Origin of the sequence: Sutterella wadsworthensis (assembly GCF_003315195.1) — a bacterium.
Lineage (GTDB): Bacteria > Pseudomonadota > Gammaproteobacteria > Burkholderiales > Burkholderiaceae_F > Sutterella > Sutterella wadsworthensis.
In genome coordinates this window covers 36782-54813 of record NZ_QNRV01000002.1, presented here as the reverse complement: position 1 = coordinate 54813, position 18032 = coordinate 36782, and the positions used below count along the sequence as shown (strand labels likewise).

The following is an 18032-nucleotide window of genomic DNA, read 5'->3' as shown; positions in this document are numbered from 1 at the left end:
CTTAATCCATGAGTCTCAATCGACCTTCCTCATCTTCGACGAGGCGGTAATCCCATTTCTTACGTCCCTGCATATCCTCCAGCCATGCAGCCTCGGGCTCTCCGAGTTCATCAAGAGCCCAATTAATGTAGTTTTCTGCTTCAAAAGGAGTGGCGAAGTTGTCTTCTTCTCCATCTCTCCAACGAACGATGACCTGGGTGACGCAATCTCGGCGCATTATGCTTCCTCCAAAGGAACAGAAGCTACTACTCTTGCAATCACTTCTGTAAGGCGTTCAACATAAGAAAGCGGCAAAGATTCATCCGGTGCATGGGCATTTTCTTTAGCGCCAAGTACACCAGTGTTGAAGAAAGAGGCATTTGGGAAAGTGGTGCGGAAATCGCGCATAGTACCGATGCTTGCCCCCTCAAAACAGAATTCAACGGGATGTCCAAATACTTCCGTACTGGCTTTATCTATGCTGTTTTTAAGCCAAGGAGCAAGTGCTGGCGCATCAAATCCGCCTTCTGCACGAAGATCGTAAACAGTTACTTTGGCGTGCGATGGAATGTTCGTCGTAACGGCCGAGATGGCTTCACTAAGTGCCCTTTGAGCATCCAATCGGGGGGGTAGCCGGAAGGAGAGTGCGAGCGTCGTACTTGCTCTAAGTAGTGCGCTTGCTTCTGATGTGCTGGGAAGACCATCAGCTCCCAGAATGGAAAGCGACGGCTCCCAAGTGTTTCGTTTCATAGCTTCAAAGGGATCAGAACTCCGAGGCTCCGTGTCACCAGCATACGGAAATTCAACAGCATGTTGTCCGACAATTTCTGCACACCGTTTCAATGTTTCACGGTGTTCTTCCGGCAGTTCCACGTGGAACGACGGAAGTTTGACGCGGCCGGTTGCCGGGTCTTCTAAACGGTCAAGAAGTTCACGCATCACAGCAAATGAGCTCGGGACAATGCCACTTGCAATACCAGAGTGTACGGGGTGCTGAAGAACCTCTACTTTAAGCTTGAAACTGACAACTCCGCGAAGTGATTGAGTAAGCCAAATGCGATCATAATCGTGGATTCCGAGATCAAGAATGGTCAGAATACATGGGTTGCCCGCGCGGGGAGCAATGTCCTTTAAATATTGCGCTAAATCTATAGAACCTGACTCTTCATCAGTTTCAAATAGGCCAACAATGCGCGGATGCGGTCTTCCTGAGGCCTCAAGTGCTTGAATTGCTGTGAGCGCTGTATAAAAGCTATAGCCATCGTCGGAAGAGCCGCGGCCATAAAGTCGCCCGTCTTTTACAACAGGTGTCCAGGGGCCGAGTCCTTCACTCCATCCTTGAGTTTCTGGTTGTTTGTCGAAATGACCGTAGAAAAAGACGGGACGACCAGTGTGACCTCCGAAAGCTGGAAGATCAATATAGAGTGCGGGGGGAATACAGGGTTTCTGGAGTACATCAAAGATTCCCTCAGGAAAGCGCTGGTGCCCCCAAGATTCAGCTTGGCGCACGGCGCGTAGGAGCTCACCTCTCACTTCCCAATCGGCTTCAAAGGCGCTGCTTTTTGATGGAATGCGAATGAAATTTTTCATCGCTTCAAGCGTTTCTCCCTTCCAGGCGTTCTTGATGAATTCTGCAGTGGTCGTCATGTATGTAATCTCGCTTGAAAGAAAGGCGCCAGAAGGCGCCTTTTTGCTAAAAACCGGTAAGGGAATCCTACCTCACTTATTTTTGGATGCTGAAGGCTTGAACGCCAAGTTGAGACCCAATTATTCGAGCTGCTGAAGCTGCTGATTCATAAGTCATTCCTTGATCCATGATTACGCGCCAAAGCATGCCATCCTGAACAATGCGGGCTGTGCGTTGATCGCCAACAGCGGCAAGTACTGCCTGACAGTGTGCAGCCCAACTGCGGGCATTATCCTCAGAGGAAAAACTGCCTACTTGTACCCCCCAGCCCGACTGCGGTTTAGAGATGCCTGCAGACAGTGACGGTGCTGGAGCCGGAGAGGTCAGAGGAGCCGTTGCTGAGGCAAGCATATTGGTATTTGAGGTATTCGCTTTCCAACGTCCTGAGCGGATGTCATCCCAAGTTAAACGTTCAACTTCTACCTGTGCGGTACCAGCATTTGCGTAGCCAAGCGTTTTAGCTGCCGCGTAAGAAAGGTCGATAATCCGACCATGCAGAAAGGGCCCGCGGTCGTTGACCCGCACAATAATGGACTTATTGTTTTTGAGATTAGTGACACGTGCATAGGACGGCAGCGGCATGGTCGGGTGGGCTGCAGTGGGTTGATACATGTCATAGACCTCACCGATGGAAGTCTTATTGCCATGGAATTGCTTGCCATACCAAGATGCCGTACCACGCTGACGAAGCGGTTGATCTGTTGTTATTGGCGAGTACCGAGTACCGAGTACCGTATAGGGTCGGTTTGCCGCTTGACGGAAGGCTTCGATTTTCGGCGTTGCACTTGAATTTTCAATATGTGCCCCGACACTGGGAGGACCATCTTTGTCGTAGTAGGGAGAATGCGTGCTGCATCCTGCAAGGGCGGCAATTATTGCTGTTGCAGCTACTGCAAGCAGAACGGAGTGCTGCTTCATGGAAATCTCCATAAATATCGAAAATCAGTCTTTTGCATCTACAGAGATGCTGAGCAGAATTCCTGTGCAAATGCCAAGAATGAGGAGTGCTGTACCACCGTAACTCATAAAAGGCAGTGGAACTCCCACTACAGGTAGTATGCCGCTCACCATGCCGATGTTGACGAAGGAATAAGTAAAGAAAATGACACCAATGGCAGCTGCCAAAAGTCGAGCGTAGCGAGATCGTGCATGAGCGGCGATGTAAAAGCTTCTGGCAATGAGACTGAGATATAGGATGAGCAAAAGCACCCCACCAACGAAACCAAACTCTTCGCCGAAAACCGCAAAAATAAAGTCGGATGTGCGTTCAGGGATGAAGTCAAGATGGGCTTGTGTTCCCTCCATCCACCCTTTACCGGAAAGCCCCCCAGAACCAATAGCAATTAAGGCCTGTAGAGTGTGAAAACCTTTACCCAACGGGTCAAGCGTTGGATCAATTAGAGTCAAGATGCGTTCGCGCTGGTAGTCATGCAGCATCGTCCAAAGAAGCGGCATGAGTGCAATACCAATGGCGCAGCAAGCGGTAACCAATTTTGCATTGATCCCGGCAAAAAAGATGACGGCTAAACCGGCTATCGAAACGAGAATGGCCGTTCCCAGATCTGGTTGCTTCAAAATGAAGGCAACAGGGACAGAGAGAATCGCTAAGGCAAGAAGGTGATCCCACCAGACTGTTTGTTCAGCACGTTTCCAGTAGTACCACGCAAGCATCATGGGGACAGCAAGTTTCATGATCTCTGAGGGTTGAATACGAACACCAATATCCAGCCATCTCGTCGCCCCTTTGACAGTGACACCTACAAGTTCCGTTGCCAATAACAATAAGCACCCAGCTGCAAAGGCTGCAACAGAAACCTTACGTACCCAACGTATTGGGACGAAAGAGACGATGAACATCGCGGTAAGCGCAACGATGATGTTGCGCATCTGATCTTCAATGCGCCAAGGGAAGGAGTATCCAGCTGAAAAAAGGGTGATGAAGCCTACGGTAATGAGACACATCACAATCGTGAGAAGCATCAAATCGTAGCGAAGTACCCGAGCGAGTAGCCACTGTGTTGCGAGCCCTAGAAGGCGTTTTACTTCCATCATGGCTTTTTCCTCTCCGCATTTTTCATGGAGATGAGAGGAGTATTTTTGGGAGGCGGCAACCCCAGAGAGTTTTCTCCCGTAAGCCAGTAGTCCATTAGCTCTTTAGCAACAGGAGCCGCAGCACGAGCGCCAAATCCCCCATTTTCAACCAAAACGGCCATAGCAATGCGTGGATTTCGCGCAGGAGCAAAAGCAATGAATAGCGCATGGTCGAGGTGTTTTCGGGAAACTTTTTTCTCATCCCAACGATCGTCTTGCGCAATACTGATGACCTGTGCAGTACCAGTCTTCCCTGCTACAGAGTAAGGAGCTCCTTGGAATACCGAGCGCGCTGTGCCGGTACGGGTAACATCTGTCATACCGGCAATAACCACGTCAAGATTGGCATCTTTTAAAGGAATTTTGCCAGTAGGTTCTGCATCAACTTTGATACTTTCACCCGTAACAGGATTCTCAATCTTATCGACAAGATGAGGAGTCATGATGATGCCGCGATTGGCCAAAGTTGCAGTGGCATGTGCAAGCTGTAGGAGCGTAAAGGCGTTGTAGCCCTGCCCAATTCCCAAGGAAGGTGTATCTCCGACATACCAAGGCTCTTTGAAACGTGCTTCCTTCCAATCTCGACTCGGAAGAATGCCAGTCTGTTCTCCGACAAGATCGATTCCAGTCTTCGCTCCAAATCTCCACTGTTGCATAAAGTCGTGAATTTTGTCGACTCCAAGCTGAGTGGCGAGCCAGTAGTAGTAAATATCCGATGAGACGGCAATCGATTTGCGAAGGGAAAGTAAACCTTTAGGAGATCCTGTGACGTCGCGGAATTTATGGTTGCCGACTTGAAAAACGCCGGTGTCATTCAAAACATAGTCCGCTGTAACGGCACCAAGCTCAAGCCCAGCAAGCGCCATGAAAGGCTTGTACGTTGAGCCAATCGGATAAATACCACGCATAGCCCGGTTTAAAAGAGGTTTTTCTTCAGCCGTATTAAGGTAATTCCAAGATTCTGGGTCAATGCCTCCTGGGAAGAGATTCGGGTCATATGTGGGAAGAGAAGCAAAGGCTAGAATGCGCCCAGTTTTAGGTTCAATGGCAATGACGCTTCCTGTTTTGCCAGTCATTGCCTTTTCTGCAACGCGTTGCAGATTCAAGTCAATGGTGAGTGTTAAATTACTTCCGGGTTGAGCAGCTTCAAGTTCAAGCGTACGGACAGGTCGCCCGCCAGCTGATACTTCAAGAATTTCGTGTCCCGGTGTGCCGTGGAGCGTTTTTTCGTAGCTGCGCTCCAATCCCACTTTGCCAATCTCCCGTTCGCCTTGGTAAAGCGCAAGATCCCCTGCAGCATCAAGTCGTTTTTTGTCATTGAGTGAAAGGGCGCCAACATAGCCCAGAAAGTGGCTCCCCACAGCTCCTTCAGGATAGATGCGATGCTCACGCTGATTCAGTTCTAAGCCTTGGAACCGCCAACGTTGGGCGGCAAAAACGGCTACCTCCTCGTCAGTGAGGTCGGTACGGATAGGGACGCTATCGTAGCGGTTAAAGTTTTCTCGTAATCGACGGTAACGGCGGCGATCAGCAGAGGTTATTGGGATGATCTCTGCCAATCTGTCGAAAAGTTGCTCAACGGGTTCCGCCGTCTGTGAAGAAGTCACTTCAAGAGACCAGCTGAGCCGATTTCCTGCCAGAAGCGTGCCATTACGGTCAAAGATGAGACCGCGTGATCCCTGAGATGTCGTTGTCACCGTGCGATTTTGCTCTGCACGCTCGACATAGAGATCTCGGTTAATGATCTGTAGCCAAGCGAGTCGGCATGCCAGAATCAGAAAGCAAAGTGCAACCAGACTGAAGACGAAAAAGAGTCGTCGGCGGAAAGGGCCGACGGACTCATCCTCATCTTTAAATTCCAGCGTTTCAAGCGCCATGGGCCTCGCCTCACTATGACGTTAAAGTGAGGCGGACCGCAGTGCGCGGGGCGTAAGGAGCTTCGTCCAGATACCCCAGAGCAGTGCACCTGTGACGCTCGCCAAGAACCATTCCCAGCCAGGCCAAAGCCCCTCGAACCAAAGGCGAACGAGCATCACAAACAGCTGAGAAATCAAGAGTACCGGCAGAATATGCAGACTTTGGCCAAACAGATCAAAGCTAGGTAAACGGCGCGATAAGGCGAATGTCAGGTAGCAGAGCGTGACGTAAGCAAGTGACTGCTGGCCAAGTACGGTTCCAAATAGGGCGTCCATCAAAATGCCGCAGATGAAAGCTGTCAAAAAGCCTACGCGATCAGGCTCTCGAAGCGTCCAAAAAATAAGTGTGAGTGCAACAAAATCTGGAGCCCAGAATATTTCACCGAACACAATGCAAAGGACGAAAGCTAAAAGAAATGTGAAGAAAATCCAACTTTTCGAGGCAGGATGCTCCATGCGAGATTCTGCACTGTCGTCTAAACGCTTTTTAAAGAGACCGCTCATTTCTGGTCCCTCCGATTCTGTCGATCAGCTTTATCGCGTCGTTCAAAGCGATTTTGAGGTTTGACGTCTTTGATGTCGAGTTCGGCCGTTGGGTGTGGGTTGACAAGAACAACAGTAGCGAATTGCACATCTGTTAGATCCGCAGCGGCCGTAGCTTCTACACGACGATAAGCTTCCCCAGGTACATACGTCGAACTTTTTACGATGGCTGTGAGAACAGCTTTTGGATAAAGATGATCAAGCCCAGAGGTGACCAGCTCATCACCGGGCTGAAGATCTGCCGAAGGCTGTGCAAAGGCAACAGTCAGCAGACCACTGTCGCCAGTGCCCGCCAGAAGAAAGATTTGACCAGTGCGGTTGTTGATAACCGAAATGCGTGATTTATGGTCGCTGATTAGCGTCACTTCACTTTGATGACTGACGGTACGTGACACTTGGCCTAATACGCCGAAAGGACCAATGACGGGCATGCCGACCTGCACGCCATCAAGTGCACCTGCAGCAATTTGAATACGTCGGGAAAATGGATCTGCGGGACGTCCGATAACTTCCGTGGTAACGACATGGTCTGTAGTTGCGGCTAAAGCGGAAACAAGGTGGCGCAGGTTTTCATTTTCTTGTCGCATTTCCTCCATGCGAGCCGCATCCAATTGAAGTAATTGATTCTCTTTCGTTAAACGTTGAATTTCTTCGTTGAGGTTTTTTTTACTGATGAAGTAGCCTGCACTATTTTCAATAAATAGTCCGGGGAGTTGAACAACTTCTTTGAATGGCGTGAGAAAACTGGTTAACGCGCTTCTAAAATCGTCAAGCGCTCGCAGGCGCCCATCCACCAGAATGACCGCAAGCGAGAGCATGAGAAAGAACAGAAAACGCGCCCGAATCGACACGCCTTGACGAAAGAGCGGGGGAGCTCCGTATGCCATGAATGGCGTCCAACCTCAGTGAATTAGCCTGCCGCAAAGGCGGTGCGGAGCTTTTCCATATTTTCAAGCGCGATACCGCAGCCCTTGACGACACAGTTCAAAGGTTCTTCTGCAACATGCACGGGAAGCCCTGTTTCTTCCTTGAGTAGCAGGTCAATGTCACGCAGTAAGGCCCCGCCCCCCGTTAACATCAAGCCATGTTCGGCGATGTCTGCGCCAAGTTCGGGAGGTGTTTTTTCCAATGCATTCTTCACTGCGACAACGATCTGATTCAAGGGTTCAGTGAGAGCTTCAAGTACTTCGTTGGAGTGCACTGTAAAAGTACGTGGTACGCCTTCCGCAATATTGCGGCCCTTTACTTCGATTTCGAGCATTTCGGAACCAGGGAAGGCCGAGCCAATTTGTTTTTTAATGTATTCAGCGGTCGGTTCGCCGATCAGCATGCCAAAGTTGCGGCGGATGTAGTTGATGATCGCCTGATCGAACTTATCGCCTCCAACTCGCAGAGAACCGGCATAGACCATACCCCCCAGAGAAATCAGACCGACCTCAGTCGTGCCGCCGCCAATGTCAACTACCAGCGAACCCGCGGCTTCATTTACTGGCAGGCCGGCACCGATAGCTGCGGCCATTGGTTCTTCAATGAGAAAAACCTCACTTGCCCCGGCAGCAAAAGCACTTTCTTTGATTGCACGACGTTCAACTTGAGTTGATCCGCACGGTACGCAAATGATGATGCGCGGACTCGGCGCAAAAAGATGAGATGGATGCGCCATGCGGATGAACTGCTTGAGCATTTGTTCAGTCACCGTAAAGTCGGCGATGACACCGTCCTTCATCGGTCGAATGGCGCTGATGTTGCCAGGAACACGCCCAAGCATTTGCTTGGCTTCCCGGCCGACGGCATGAATCGTAGTTTTACCGTTAGGACCTCCTTCTTGACGAATGGCAACGACACTCGGTTCGTTGAGGACAATTCCCTTTCCACGCATATAAATGAGCGTATTGGCTGTGCCGAGGTCAATGGCAATGTCGTTGGAGAAGTAGTTTCGAAGAAAGCCAAACATGGTTTATCTGATCCCGAGGGCAGTCGGAGGGGTGCAAAAAACACCGGAAATAGCGGATTTGCGGAGAGTTTGTGACCCGCGCGCACAATTCGACAATGATAAACTAACTCACCTTTTATAGGCGCCTCACCCTGGCCGGAAGTCAGACCTCTGCATGGGTTTGTTACGGATTTTTCTCCGCTTTGCCGCCGGCCTGTAAAAGAGGCTTTGCCGCATTTATCTATATTGAAGACGTCAACTATGGCACTAAGCGCAGGCGACATTCACCGCATTGCTGATCTCGGTCGCATCGATATTTCTGATGAGCAGGTCAAGGTCATGCAAGGTGAACTCAACGACATTTTTCAGATGATCGAACAGATCCGATCTATTGATACATCGGGCGTGGAGCCGATGCCTAATCCTCATGACGGTATTGAGCATTTGCGCGACGACATTGTGACAGAGGGCGATAACCGTACGGAGAACATGAAGAATGCTCCGGAAAAATCCGAGGGCTACTTCCTCGTGCCCCAAGTGATTGAATAGTTCGAGGAAGGAATCGTCATGGAAAACGTATTTGACTCCGTTGGGGAGCTCTCACGTCGTTTGCACAATCGTGAAATTTCCGCGGTTGAGCTGGCTCGCGGGTATCTTGAACGCATTGAGGCCAAGAAGAATCTGAATGCTTTTCTTGATGTTCGCCCAGAAGAAACACTCAAGCAAGCAGAAGCTGCTGACGCTCAGTTGAGCGCAGGCACGGCAGGCCCCCTGACTGGTATTCCGATTGCGCATAAAGACATCTTTGTGACCAAGGAATGGTCATCTACCGCTGCAAGTCGCATGCTTAAGGGATATATGAGTCCCTTTGATGCCACGGTTGTGCGTCAGCTTAAGAGTGCCGGCATGGTGTGCTTGGGTAAACTCAATTGTGACGAATTCGCAATGGGTTCTGGCAATGAAAATTCGGCATTCGGTCGAGTCCACAATCCGTGGGATATCAACGCCGTTCCTGGGGGATCTTCCGGCGGCTCCGCCGCAGCTGTAGCTGCTGGGCTTGCACCTATTGTCACGGGTACTGATACGGGCGGGTCGATTCGCGAACCAGCTGCTTTTACTGGTGTTACAGGGGTTAAGCCAACCTATGGCCGTCCATCCCGTCTCGGCATGATCGCTTTTGCTTCGTCTTTGGATACTGCTGGTTTGCTGGGACACTCCGCTGAAGACTGCGCGGCAGTGCTTGGAGCAATGGTTGGACATGATCCTTGGGATTCAACGAGTGTCAATATGCCGACCGAAGATTTCACTCGGGATCTGGCTAAACCTATCAAAGGAATGCGCATTGGTGTGCCCTACTCTTGGATGGGAGAAGGGTTGGATCCGGAAGTTCGCAAGTCGATTGACGAGGTGCTCGACTTTTATCGCCGTGAAGGTGCGGAAATTGTCGACATTGAACTCAAAATGGCTCGTCTCGGCGTCCCGGTTTATTACGTTGTTGCCTGCGCAGAGGCTAGTTCTAATCTTTCGCGTTTTGACGGTGTTCGTTATGGACACCGTGCGGCGGAATACACAGACATTCTTGACATGATGAAGCGCTCTCGTGATGAGGGCTTCGGTCCAGAACCCAAGCGTCGCATCATGATTGGTACCTACGTGCTTTCACATGGCTACTACGATGCCTACTATCTTAAGGCTCAGCGCGTTCGTCGTTTAATTGCCAATGAATTCCATGATGTTTTCAAGACTGTGGATGCGATTGCTCTTCCGGTGACCACTGGTACGGCCTACGATTTTGGGACCAACGCAGATCCTGTGTCGGCCTATCTGAGTGATCTTTACACCGTTCCTGCATCTTTGGCGGGCCTTCCCGGTGTAGCAATGCCTTGCGGCATTCATTCGAACGGTCGTCCAATCGGCCTGCAGCTTCTTGGCGAACACTTTACGGAAGCTCGTCTTCTGCAGTTGGCTGCTCAATGGCAGCGTTCAACCGATTGGCATTTGCGTCATCCGGCCGACTGCTAAGCGCTCAACCCCGTGAGAGTTAAGGATTTACAGATATGCAATGGGAAGTTGTTATTGGCCTTGAGACGCATGTTCAGCTCTCAACCCAATCGAAAATTTTTTCTGGCGCCCCATGCCATTTCGGTGATGCACCGAATGTTCACGCTTGCTACGTTGACTTAGCGCTCCCCGGTGCACTGCCGGTGCTGAACCACGGTGCTGTTGAGCGAGCTATTCGATTCGGCCTCGCTATTGGGGCCAAGGTTGCTAATCATTCGGTTTTTGATCGCAAAAATTATTTTTATCCAGATCTGCCGAAGGGGTATCAAATCAGTCAGTTTGAGCTGCCAATCGTACTTGGTGGTCAGTTGACGTTCCCAGTCGAACCAAAGACCGGTGAACCGTACATGAAGACAATCAATCTGACGCGTGCACATCTTGAAGAAGATGCCGGCAAGTCTGTTCACGGCATTGTTTCCGGCCATTCCGGCATTGATTTGAATCGAGCCGGAACTCCTCTTCTGGAGATCGTGACAGAGCCAGAACTGCGTTCGGCCGAAGAGGCCGTCGGCTATGCTCGTGCGCTTCATGCGCTGGTTGTCTGGTTGGGGATCTCTAAGGGCAATATGCAGGAAGGCAACTTCCGTTGCGATGCTAATGTCTCAGTACGTCCGAAGGGCGAAACGAAGTTCGGGACTCGATGCGAAATCAAAAACCTCAACTCATTCCGTTTTCTGGAAGAAGCTATCAATTATGAGGTTCAGCGTCAGATCGAAGTCATCGAAGACGGAGGCAAGATCGTTCAAGCTACGCGGCTCTATGATCCCGATAAGGGGGAAACCCGCCAGATGAGAACGAAGGAAGACTCAATGGACTATCGCTATTTCCCTGATCCAGATCTGTTGCCTCTTGAGGTTAGCAATGAATGGATCGCTAAGGTGAAGAGTGAAATGCCCGAACTGCCGCAGGAAATGCGCCAGCGCCTGATGCAGGAATTTGGTCTTTCTGAATATGATGCCGGCATTCTCACGGGTGGACGTGATATTGCCGACTACTATGTGGCCGTAGCGGACGCAGCGGCTGACAAGAAGATTGCTGCAAACTGGGTGATGGGAGAGGTAGCTGCTGCGCTCAACCAAACGGAAGGTCTCACGTTTGCCACAGCTCCTGTGACGCCAACACTATTAGCAAAATTGCTTGGACGCATTGCCGACGGTACGATCTCCAACAAGGGAGCGCGCATAGTCTTTCAGGCATTGTGGGATGGTGAAGGTCAAGACGTTGATCAGTTGATTGACGCTAAAGGGCTGAAGCAAATTTCTGATGCTGGAGCTCTGGAAGCAATCGTTGATGAAGTGATCGCGAAGAATCAAAAATCAGTTGATGAGTTCCGTTCTGGTAAAGAAAAGGCTTTGAATGCTCTAGTCGGACAATGTATGAAAGCGACGAAGGGCAAAGCCAATCCCGGACAACTGAACGCATTGCTGCGCAAACGCATCGCTGGTTAATAGTTTGATTTTCTGAAAAAAGAAGGGGTTCCGAACTTAAAGTTTGGAACCTCTTCTTTTTAATGGACGGCGAATGTATTTGTTTTTGTGGTTTATTTATGCACCGTAACGGGCGCGATAGGCAGCAACGGCATCACGGTACTGTGCCACGGTCTTCGCTTTTTCGGATGGGCCGTCCATGAAGGCGAGAAGGTCATGGAGATTGATGATGGAGACGACGGAAAGACCAAATGTTTTCTCTACATCTTGAACGGCTGAAGTGGCCGTTGGGGCATCGGCCGTGCCGCCGCGTTCCATACGATCTACAGCAATAAGGACGCCGGAGGGGGATGCATTGTTGGCTTCAATAATCTTCACAGATTCCCGCACTGAGGTGCCGGCAGAGATCACATCATCAATGATGACGACGCGACCTTTCAAGGGGGCGCCTACGATCATTCCGCCTTCACCGTGATCTTTAATTTCTTTGCGGTTAAAGGCCCATGGCACATCACACCCCATGCGCGAAAGATTCATCGCGACACTGGCCGCGAGAGGTATGCCCTTATATGCAGGACCAAAAATCATGTCGAAGTCGAGACGGCCAGCTTTCCGGGCAGCAAGGAGCGTTTCGGCATAAAAGGCACCGAGACGATCAAGACGCGCACCGGTATTGAAAAGTCCTGCGTTGAAGAAGTAGGGTGACAGGCGTCCTGCTTTGGTCTTGAATTCCCCAAAGCGAAGAACGTCAGCTTCGAGCGCAAACTCAATGAACTGCTGCTTGGTGTTCTGCATGATGATGAGAGAAGCGTTGCGGCTAGAATCCCGAACAGTTCTCCTGTGTCATTGAGGAGTTCTGGTACGGGCCTGTTGGCCGAAATATGTAGAAAATAACTGAAAATTATAGCCTTCCTGAAATGTTTCGTATCATTACCTTTAATGCCAACGGTATTCGTTCTGCTTCCCGTAAAGGATTCTTCACATGGCTGAGGACGATGTCTCCAGATGTGCTCTGCATGCAAGAGCTCAAAGCACAAGAATCTGATTTGACGGATGATTTGCGAACCCCTTTGGGATTCCACGGCTATTTTCATTGTGCGCAGAAGAAGGGGTATTCAGGCTGTGGTCTTTGGAGCCGCGTGAACCCATTTGCTGTGCGTACGGGGTTTGGAAACAGTGAATTTGATGCCGAGGGGCGTTATGTTGAAGCGGATTTCGGCGCTGTCATAGTGATCTCTGTTTATTTCCCGTCAGGAAGCTCATCGGATGAACGGCAGAGCGCAAAATTTCGTTTTCTCGATGCTTTTAAAGTGCACATGGATGAACTGCGGCAGAGCGGTAGAGAGGTGATCATTTGCGGGGATATCAATATCGCTCACAAAGAAATTGATCTCAAGAACTGGAAGGGAAATCTCGATCATTCAGGTTTTTTACCTGAAGAGCGTGCATGGCTTGATCAACGTTTCGGGAAAGAAGGATGGGTTGACGTTTTTAGAATGCTCGATCCTAGGCCGGAGCGATATACCTGGTGGAGTCAGCGAGGACAGGCTCGGGCAAAGAATGTCGGTTGGCGTATTGATTACCAAATTGCTACGCCCGGCATTGCTGCATTGGCTCGGAATACAGGGATCTTTCCAGACGAAAAATTTTCAGATCATGCGCCCTTATGGGTGGACTATGACTTGATGGTTGAGGGAGCTGCTAAATGATTCTGGCTGATATTCTTTTTAAGCAAGGTTTTGGCACTCGCTATGACTGTCGCAGCATTGCCACATCTGGTGCTGTATCCATTGACGGACGTGAACTTACCGATCCGGATGAAGATTTCGATCTAGAGGGATTGGTACTGACTTGGCGAGGGATGCAGTGGCCTGTATCCGATAACGTGCTCATTGCAATGAATAAGCCGACTGGCTATGAATGTTCTCTTAAACCGTCGGCTCACCCTTCCGTCATGAATCTTCTTCCCGGTCCACTTCGTACACGAGGCGTACAGCCGGTTGGACGTCTTGATTGGGATACGACTGGATTACTCCTCTTCACGGACAATGGATCGCTTCTCCATCGGCTCACTCATCCCAAAAAACATGTCAACAAGGTTTATCGTGCGACGCTTTCACACCCGGCTGCAAACGGAACCTGCGAAAAATTGCTGTCAGGTGTCGTACTTGATGATGATCCCAAACCGGTCTTTGCTAAGGCTGCAGAACTGATGGCGCCGGATGTGCTGATGTTGACGATTTCTCAGGGGAAATATCATCAGGTCAAACGCATGGTAGCGGCATGCGGCAACCGTGTCGTTGCACTCCATCGAATAAGAGTCGGTGCTTACGAACTGCCTGCCAATTTGAAGTCTGGAGAGTGGTGTTGGCTTCGCGGCCCTGAGAGCGTTCTCGGCGAGGGGAGCAAGTGAGTACCGAGTCGATGCTCCGGGAATCTGTAGGCTGGCGGGTTTATTTAGAATCCGGCGCGATTCGTATGGCCTTCTTTGGATTCAGCTCTGGGCTCCCGCTCCTATTGGTGCTTGGCACACTGGGATTTTGGCTACGGGAAGCTGGGGTTGATCTCAAAACCATCGGCTTTATGTCATGGATAGGGCTGATATACGGATTAAAGTGGAGCTGGGCGCCCTTAGTTGACCGTCTGCCTATCCCCATATTGACTCATTGGCTGGGGCAGCGGCGGTCATGGCTCCTTGTTGCGCAGCTCGGGGTGATGCTTGGGCTTTTCGCCACCGCTTTTGCCGACCCTCAAATTAACCTGGGAATTCTCGCTGTCAGTACTGTGGGTACGGCGTTTGCATCTGCTACGCAGGATATAGCGCTTGATGCGTACCGGATTGAATCGGCGGACAGTCGTCGTCAAGCCGCTTATGCAGCCATGTATCAGGCTGGCTACCGGATGGGAATGATCTGGGCGGGAGCCGGTGCGCTTGCATTTGCTGCATGGGCAGCGGGTGACACATCAGGTTACTTGCACTCTGCATGGGGGGTCAGTTATAGCGTAATGGCAATGTCTATGAGTGTCGGTATTGTCACTACTTTATTTGCGCCGGAACCATCGACAACAGAGCAGAGGGGACAGACGGCTAAAAAAAAACCTTTTTTGCAACGCACTAAAGCTGCGATTGTTGAACCGTTCACGCTTTTTTTTCATCGCTTCGGGTGGTCTGCTCTGCTTGTGCTGGTGCTCATTGCTACCTATCGGATTTCGGATGTGGTGATGGGAATCATGGCGAATCCGTTTTATCAAGACATAGGCTTCACAAAAGAACAGGTAGCAGCAGTAAGCAAGGTGTTCGGCGTGGTAATGACGCTTCTCGGTGCTTTTATCGGAGGGGCAGCAACGATGCGATACGGTGTTTTGAAGATGCTGATGCTTGGTGCTGTGCTGTCAGCTGCTACGAACGTGCTCTTTTCAATGCTTGCGCAGATTGGGGCTAGCCTTACGCTGCTTATTGCTGCCGTCTCTGCCGATAATCTGGCTGGCGGGTTGGCTTCCGCTGCCTTCGTTGCTTATCTCTCTGGGCTGACAACGCGGGGGTGTTCGGCTACACAGTACGCCCTATTCAGTTCCCTTATGCTGCTTTTGCCGAAATTTCTTGCTGGGTTTTCCGGTATTGTGGTTGAATTTGTTGGGTATTCAAACTTTTTCCTGATTACAGCTGCTATCGGTGTGCCGGTTGTTGGATTGGTGATGTTGGTAATGCGCTGGGTGCCGGAAAGCGCCGACGAAACATAAGAAGAGTTCAATCGACGCTGAATGGCAAGGTTAGCCTCGACGGAATCTTTTTTGATCCTTACTGATGACATGATTAGAACGGCGTCCTGAGCGTTGCCCACCCTTCACTTTGCTCGGTTTTGTCTTTGAAGTGAAGCCGCGCGTCACAGCGGCTATTTCAGCAACACTTTCCGCAACGTCTTCTAGGGCGTCCTTTATGTTTTCCAATGGGCTTTCAAAGTCCAGATCCTCTTTTATCTGAGCAAGATCGCCCAAAAGATTGGCGGGGAGATGCCGCAGAATCCCAAGAAGAGCGCTGTCAATCATCTCGTCGTTAGTATCTTTTAATCCTTCCCAGCGATTAATCGCTTCAAGAAAACCTGCTGCAAAAGGTTCCAGCGCAGCTATAGCCTCCCAACCTCCAATTGGACGACCGCGTTCGTCTTCCACGTCATAAATGATTGGGTCAATGGGATCACAGGCAGCAAGCGTGCGCTCAATATTGCGCATCCGTCTATAAACAAGATCTTCAAGGTCATGCTGCTTGTTGGAATCGGTCAACGCGGCGTCGGAGCGACCTTCTTCGTCAAAGACAAACGGCATCCATTCACTTGGAGCAACAGGTTCCGGGAGGAGCGCTATAGCAGTGAGAAATCCGTCCATACGGTCGGGCTCCATTGACTCATAGGGCTCCGGCATCAAAGCGAGGAGCTCACCGATTTCTACAAATTCTTCGTCGGAAAGCGGTTTATCGTAAAAGTTAACGTCTTGGGTCATGCAGATATCTTTAAGTTGACTTGGAATGCGTTCTTTCTGCGAGTTTTTCCGTCGATGATGAAAGAAGTGTTAAAGCATATCCATCTATCGCTTCACGGATGCTCTCTGTAGAACGGCGGCGCAGGAGTCCGCGAGCAAAGTCTTCACAACTTTCAGCACTGAGCTTGCGAACGCATTCTTTCATGGCGGGAATATGAGCGGCATCCATGGAGAGTGCAGAGCAACCGATGCCGATGAAAAACGGGGCCATGTTGAGGCGACTCGCCATTTCACCACAGACAGAAATACCTTTGCCCGCTTCACGCACACGTTTCACTGTCTGGGCAATAAGACGTAGAACTGCTGGGTGACACTCTTCCCACCAACGAGAGACTCGCGCATTAGTGCGGTCGACAGCAAGCGTGTACTGTACAAGGTCGTTCGTGCCGATAGAGAAGAAATCGAGTATCTGTACAAGATCTCCAATAGAGGCAACGGCGGCGGGAAGTTCTATCATGCCGCCGAGCGGAAGATTCTGTTCATATTTCAAATTTTCAGAATCAAGCTCTGCAGCAGCCTGTGCCAGACAAAGCCGAACTTCAGTAACATCAGAGGCCGACGTCACCATGGGGAGGAGAATTCGGACGGTTCCTTCCGGAGCAGAGGTGGCCGCTCGCATAATGGCTCGTAGCTGCGTAATAAAGAAAGGTCGGTGAGTAAATGCAAAGCGCAGTCCACGCAGCCCAAGTGCAGGATTTTCTTCGTCGAACTCATCTTCTCCGAGAAGTGCAAGCGCCTCTTTTGAGGGCATCTTGTCACCCCCTAAGTCAGCTGTGCGGATGGTCACGGTTTTTCCGCGCATGCCGCGTATTACTTTCTGATAAGCCGATACCTGCTCTTCCTCGTCCGGCAGTGCGTCGCGATTCAGAAATAGAAATTCTGTTCGGAAAAGACCAATGCCGTTGGCTCCTGCTTTGCGTGCATCCGGCATGTCTTCAGGAAGTGCAATATTCGCATACAGCCTCACGGAATGCCCATCTGTAGTGACAGGCATTTCATCGCGAAGTTTTTGAAGCAGACGTTTCCTCTGACGCAGACTTTTCATTGCTGCTGCCGCAGCTTTTTTCTCTTCAGGAGATGGGGCTACCTTAACCGTTCCTGCAGTGGCGTCGATCAGAATTTCTCTGCCAGTTCCGAGGCGTTCGATGGCGTTCGTAACGCCAACGAGCGTTGGAATGCCAAGACTCGCCGCAAGAATCGCTGAGTGACTCGTAACGCTACCAGTCTCCATGATGATTCCGACGATGTCGAGGTCATCACGCTCACGCAGCTGGAGCATGTCAGCTGGACCAAGCTGATCAGCAATGAGAATGAAAGAGTCGTCAAATTCTTCGGCCTTCAGCAGGCTTGCTGCAGAGCGTCTCCCGGCGAGCACGCGTTGAATACGTTGGAATACGCCGGAAATGTCTTCAAGACGGTTTCGGAGGTAATCATCGTCAATTTGCTCAAAATCGCGTCGGATTTGTTCGAGACGCAGTGATAGTGCCCACTCGGCGTTGACGAGTTTTTCACGAATGATGTCTGCAGTTTCCGTGATGAGTGACGGATCTTGCAGAATTGTTTGGTAGACATCTAAAAATGCTGAAGCTTCTGCAGGAGCATCTTCATCAAGGGTTTCTGCAAGTTGTTCAAGTTGTTTATTGGCTGATGCTGTAGCCATACGCAGACGCTGTATTTCACCACGTACTGCGGACTTGTCGATCGCGAATTGATGGATTTCCAGATCTGAGGAAGTGAGCTGAAGCGTAAGCCCCCAAGCAACGCCAGGGCAAACTTTAAGTCCTGTCAATAGATTCTCTTCGGCACCTCCTATTTGCAGCTCGACTGAGGAGTCAATCTTTCTGCTATTGACAGCTGAT

17 protein-coding genes are annotated in these 18032 nt (G+C 50.5%); 6 read left to right on the top strand and 11 right to left on the bottom strand.

Annotated elements, in window-relative coordinates; translation table 11 throughout:
- Position 1: 1 nt before the first annotated feature.
- From DES29_RS01400 to DES29_RS01365, 8 genes are all read right to left on the bottom strand, one after another.
- Positions 2–217, bottom strand: a complete 216-nt coding sequence (locus tag DES29_RS01400; RefSeq protein ID WP_005429181.1) for a hypothetical protein — start codon at positions 215–217, stop codon at positions 2–4.
- Positions 217–1626, bottom strand: a complete 1410-nt coding sequence (locus DES29_RS01395; RefSeq protein ID WP_016475298.1) for a M20/M25/M40 family metallo-hydrolase — start codon at positions 1624–1626, stop codon at positions 217–219. Before DES29_RS01395 ends, DES29_RS01400 begins: the two co-directional genes overlap by 1 nt.
- A gap of 76 nt (positions 1627–1702) precedes the next feature.
- A complete protein-coding gene (locus DES29_RS01390; RefSeq protein ID WP_113854374.1) occupies positions 1703–2584 on the bottom strand; it encodes a septal ring lytic transglycosylase RlpA family protein in 882 nt (293 codons plus the stop codon).
- 24 nt (positions 2585–2608) lie between these two features.
- Complete coding sequence (rodA, locus tag DES29_RS01385; RefSeq protein ID WP_016475296.1) at positions 2609–3718, bottom strand: rod shape-determining protein RodA; 1110 nt, start codon at positions 3716–3718, stop codon at positions 2609–2611.
- On the bottom strand, positions 3715–5634 hold the full coding sequence (gene mrdA / locus DES29_RS01380) for a penicillin-binding protein 2 (protein ID WP_021994627.1): 1920 nt from the start codon (positions 5632–5634) through the stop codon (positions 3715–3717). Before mrdA ends, rodA begins: the two co-directional genes overlap by 4 nt.
- A 21-nt stretch (positions 5635–5655) precedes the next feature.
- The gene (gene mreD / locus DES29_RS01375; protein ID WP_113854337.1) at positions 5656–6177 is read right to left on the bottom strand and encodes a rod shape-determining protein MreD; all 522 of its coding nucleotides are present in this window, start codon (positions 6175–6177) and stop codon (positions 5656–5658) included.
- Complete coding sequence (mreC, locus tag DES29_RS01370) at positions 6174–7103, bottom strand: rod shape-determining protein MreC (RefSeq protein WP_016475294.1); 930 nt, start codon at positions 7101–7103, stop codon at positions 6174–6176. Before mreC ends, mreD begins: the two co-directional genes overlap by 4 nt.
- A 23-nt stretch (positions 7104–7126) precedes the next feature.
- A complete protein-coding gene (locus tag DES29_RS01365; protein ID WP_005429195.1) occupies positions 7127–8170 on the bottom strand; it encodes a rod shape-determining protein in 1044 nt (347 codons plus the stop codon).
- 240 nt (positions 8171–8410) lie between these two features.
- Here DES29_RS01365 and gatC point away from each other — a divergent pair, with 240 nt between their 5' ends.
- From gatC to gatB, 3 genes are read left to right on the top strand one after another with little or no spacing between them, the layout of a single operon-like run.
- Positions 8411–8698, top strand: a complete 288-nt coding sequence (gatC, locus tag DES29_RS01360; protein WP_005429196.1) for an Asp-tRNA(Asn)/Glu-tRNA(Gln) amidotransferase subunit GatC — start codon at positions 8411–8413, stop codon at positions 8696–8698.
- 18 nt (positions 8699–8716) lie between these two features.
- Positions 8717–10171, top strand: a complete 1455-nt coding sequence (gene gatA, locus DES29_RS01355; RefSeq protein WP_016475293.1) for an Asp-tRNA(Asn)/Glu-tRNA(Gln) amidotransferase subunit GatA — start codon at positions 8717–8719, stop codon at positions 10169–10171.
- A gap of 35 nt (positions 10172–10206) precedes the next feature.
- Positions 10207–11658 carry an Asp-tRNA(Asn)/Glu-tRNA(Gln) amidotransferase subunit GatB gene (gene gatB, locus DES29_RS01350; protein WP_016475292.1) on the top strand — a complete coding sequence of 484 codons (1452 nt, stop codon included), beginning with the start codon at positions 10207–10209 and terminating at the stop codon, positions 11656–11658.
- Between the two features lie 96 nt (positions 11659–11754).
- On the opposite strand, the gene pyrE is transcribed toward gatB, so the two are convergent.
- Entirely contained in the window at positions 11755–12432 is a 678-nt protein-coding gene (gene pyrE / locus DES29_RS01345) for an orotate phosphoribosyltransferase (RefSeq protein ID WP_005429199.1), read from the bottom strand.
- Between the two features lie 122 nt (positions 12433–12554).
- Between pyrE and DES29_RS01340 the strand changes: the two genes are divergently transcribed.
- Genes DES29_RS01340 through DES29_RS01330 form a run of 3 tightly spaced genes read left to right on the top strand, consistent with a single transcriptional unit; the run spans position 12555 to position 15378 of the window.
- Positions 12555–13346: an exodeoxyribonuclease III gene (locus DES29_RS01340; protein WP_016475291.1), complete on the top strand. Its 792-nt coding sequence runs from the start codon at positions 12555–12557 to the stop codon at positions 13344–13346.
- The gene (locus tag DES29_RS01335; protein ID WP_016475290.1) at positions 13343–14050 is read left to right on the top strand and encodes a 16S rRNA pseudouridine(516) synthase; all 708 of its coding nucleotides are present in this window, start codon (positions 13343–13345) and stop codon (positions 14048–14050) included. Before DES29_RS01340 ends, DES29_RS01335 begins: the two co-directional genes overlap by 4 nt.
- Complete coding sequence (locus tag DES29_RS01330) at positions 14047–15378, top strand: AmpG family muropeptide MFS transporter (protein WP_016475289.1); 1332 nt, start codon at positions 14047–14049, stop codon at positions 15376–15378. Before DES29_RS01335 ends, DES29_RS01330 begins: the two co-directional genes overlap by 4 nt.
- 30 nt (positions 15379–15408) lie before the next feature.
- Here DES29_RS01330 and DES29_RS01325 read toward each other — a convergent pair whose 3' ends face one another.
- Positions 15409–16134 (bottom strand): YecA/YgfB family protein, encoded by a 726-nt coding sequence (locus DES29_RS01325; protein WP_021994628.1) that lies wholly within the window; start codon positions 16132–16134, stop codon positions 15409–15411.
- 10 nt (positions 16135–16144) lie between these two features.
- Positions 16145–17962 (bottom strand): phosphoenolpyruvate--protein phosphotransferase, encoded by a 1818-nt coding sequence (gene ptsP / locus DES29_RS01320; RefSeq protein ID WP_236578863.1) that lies wholly within the window; start codon positions 17960–17962, stop codon positions 16145–16147.
- Between the last annotated feature and the right edge of the window lie 70 nt (positions 17963–18032).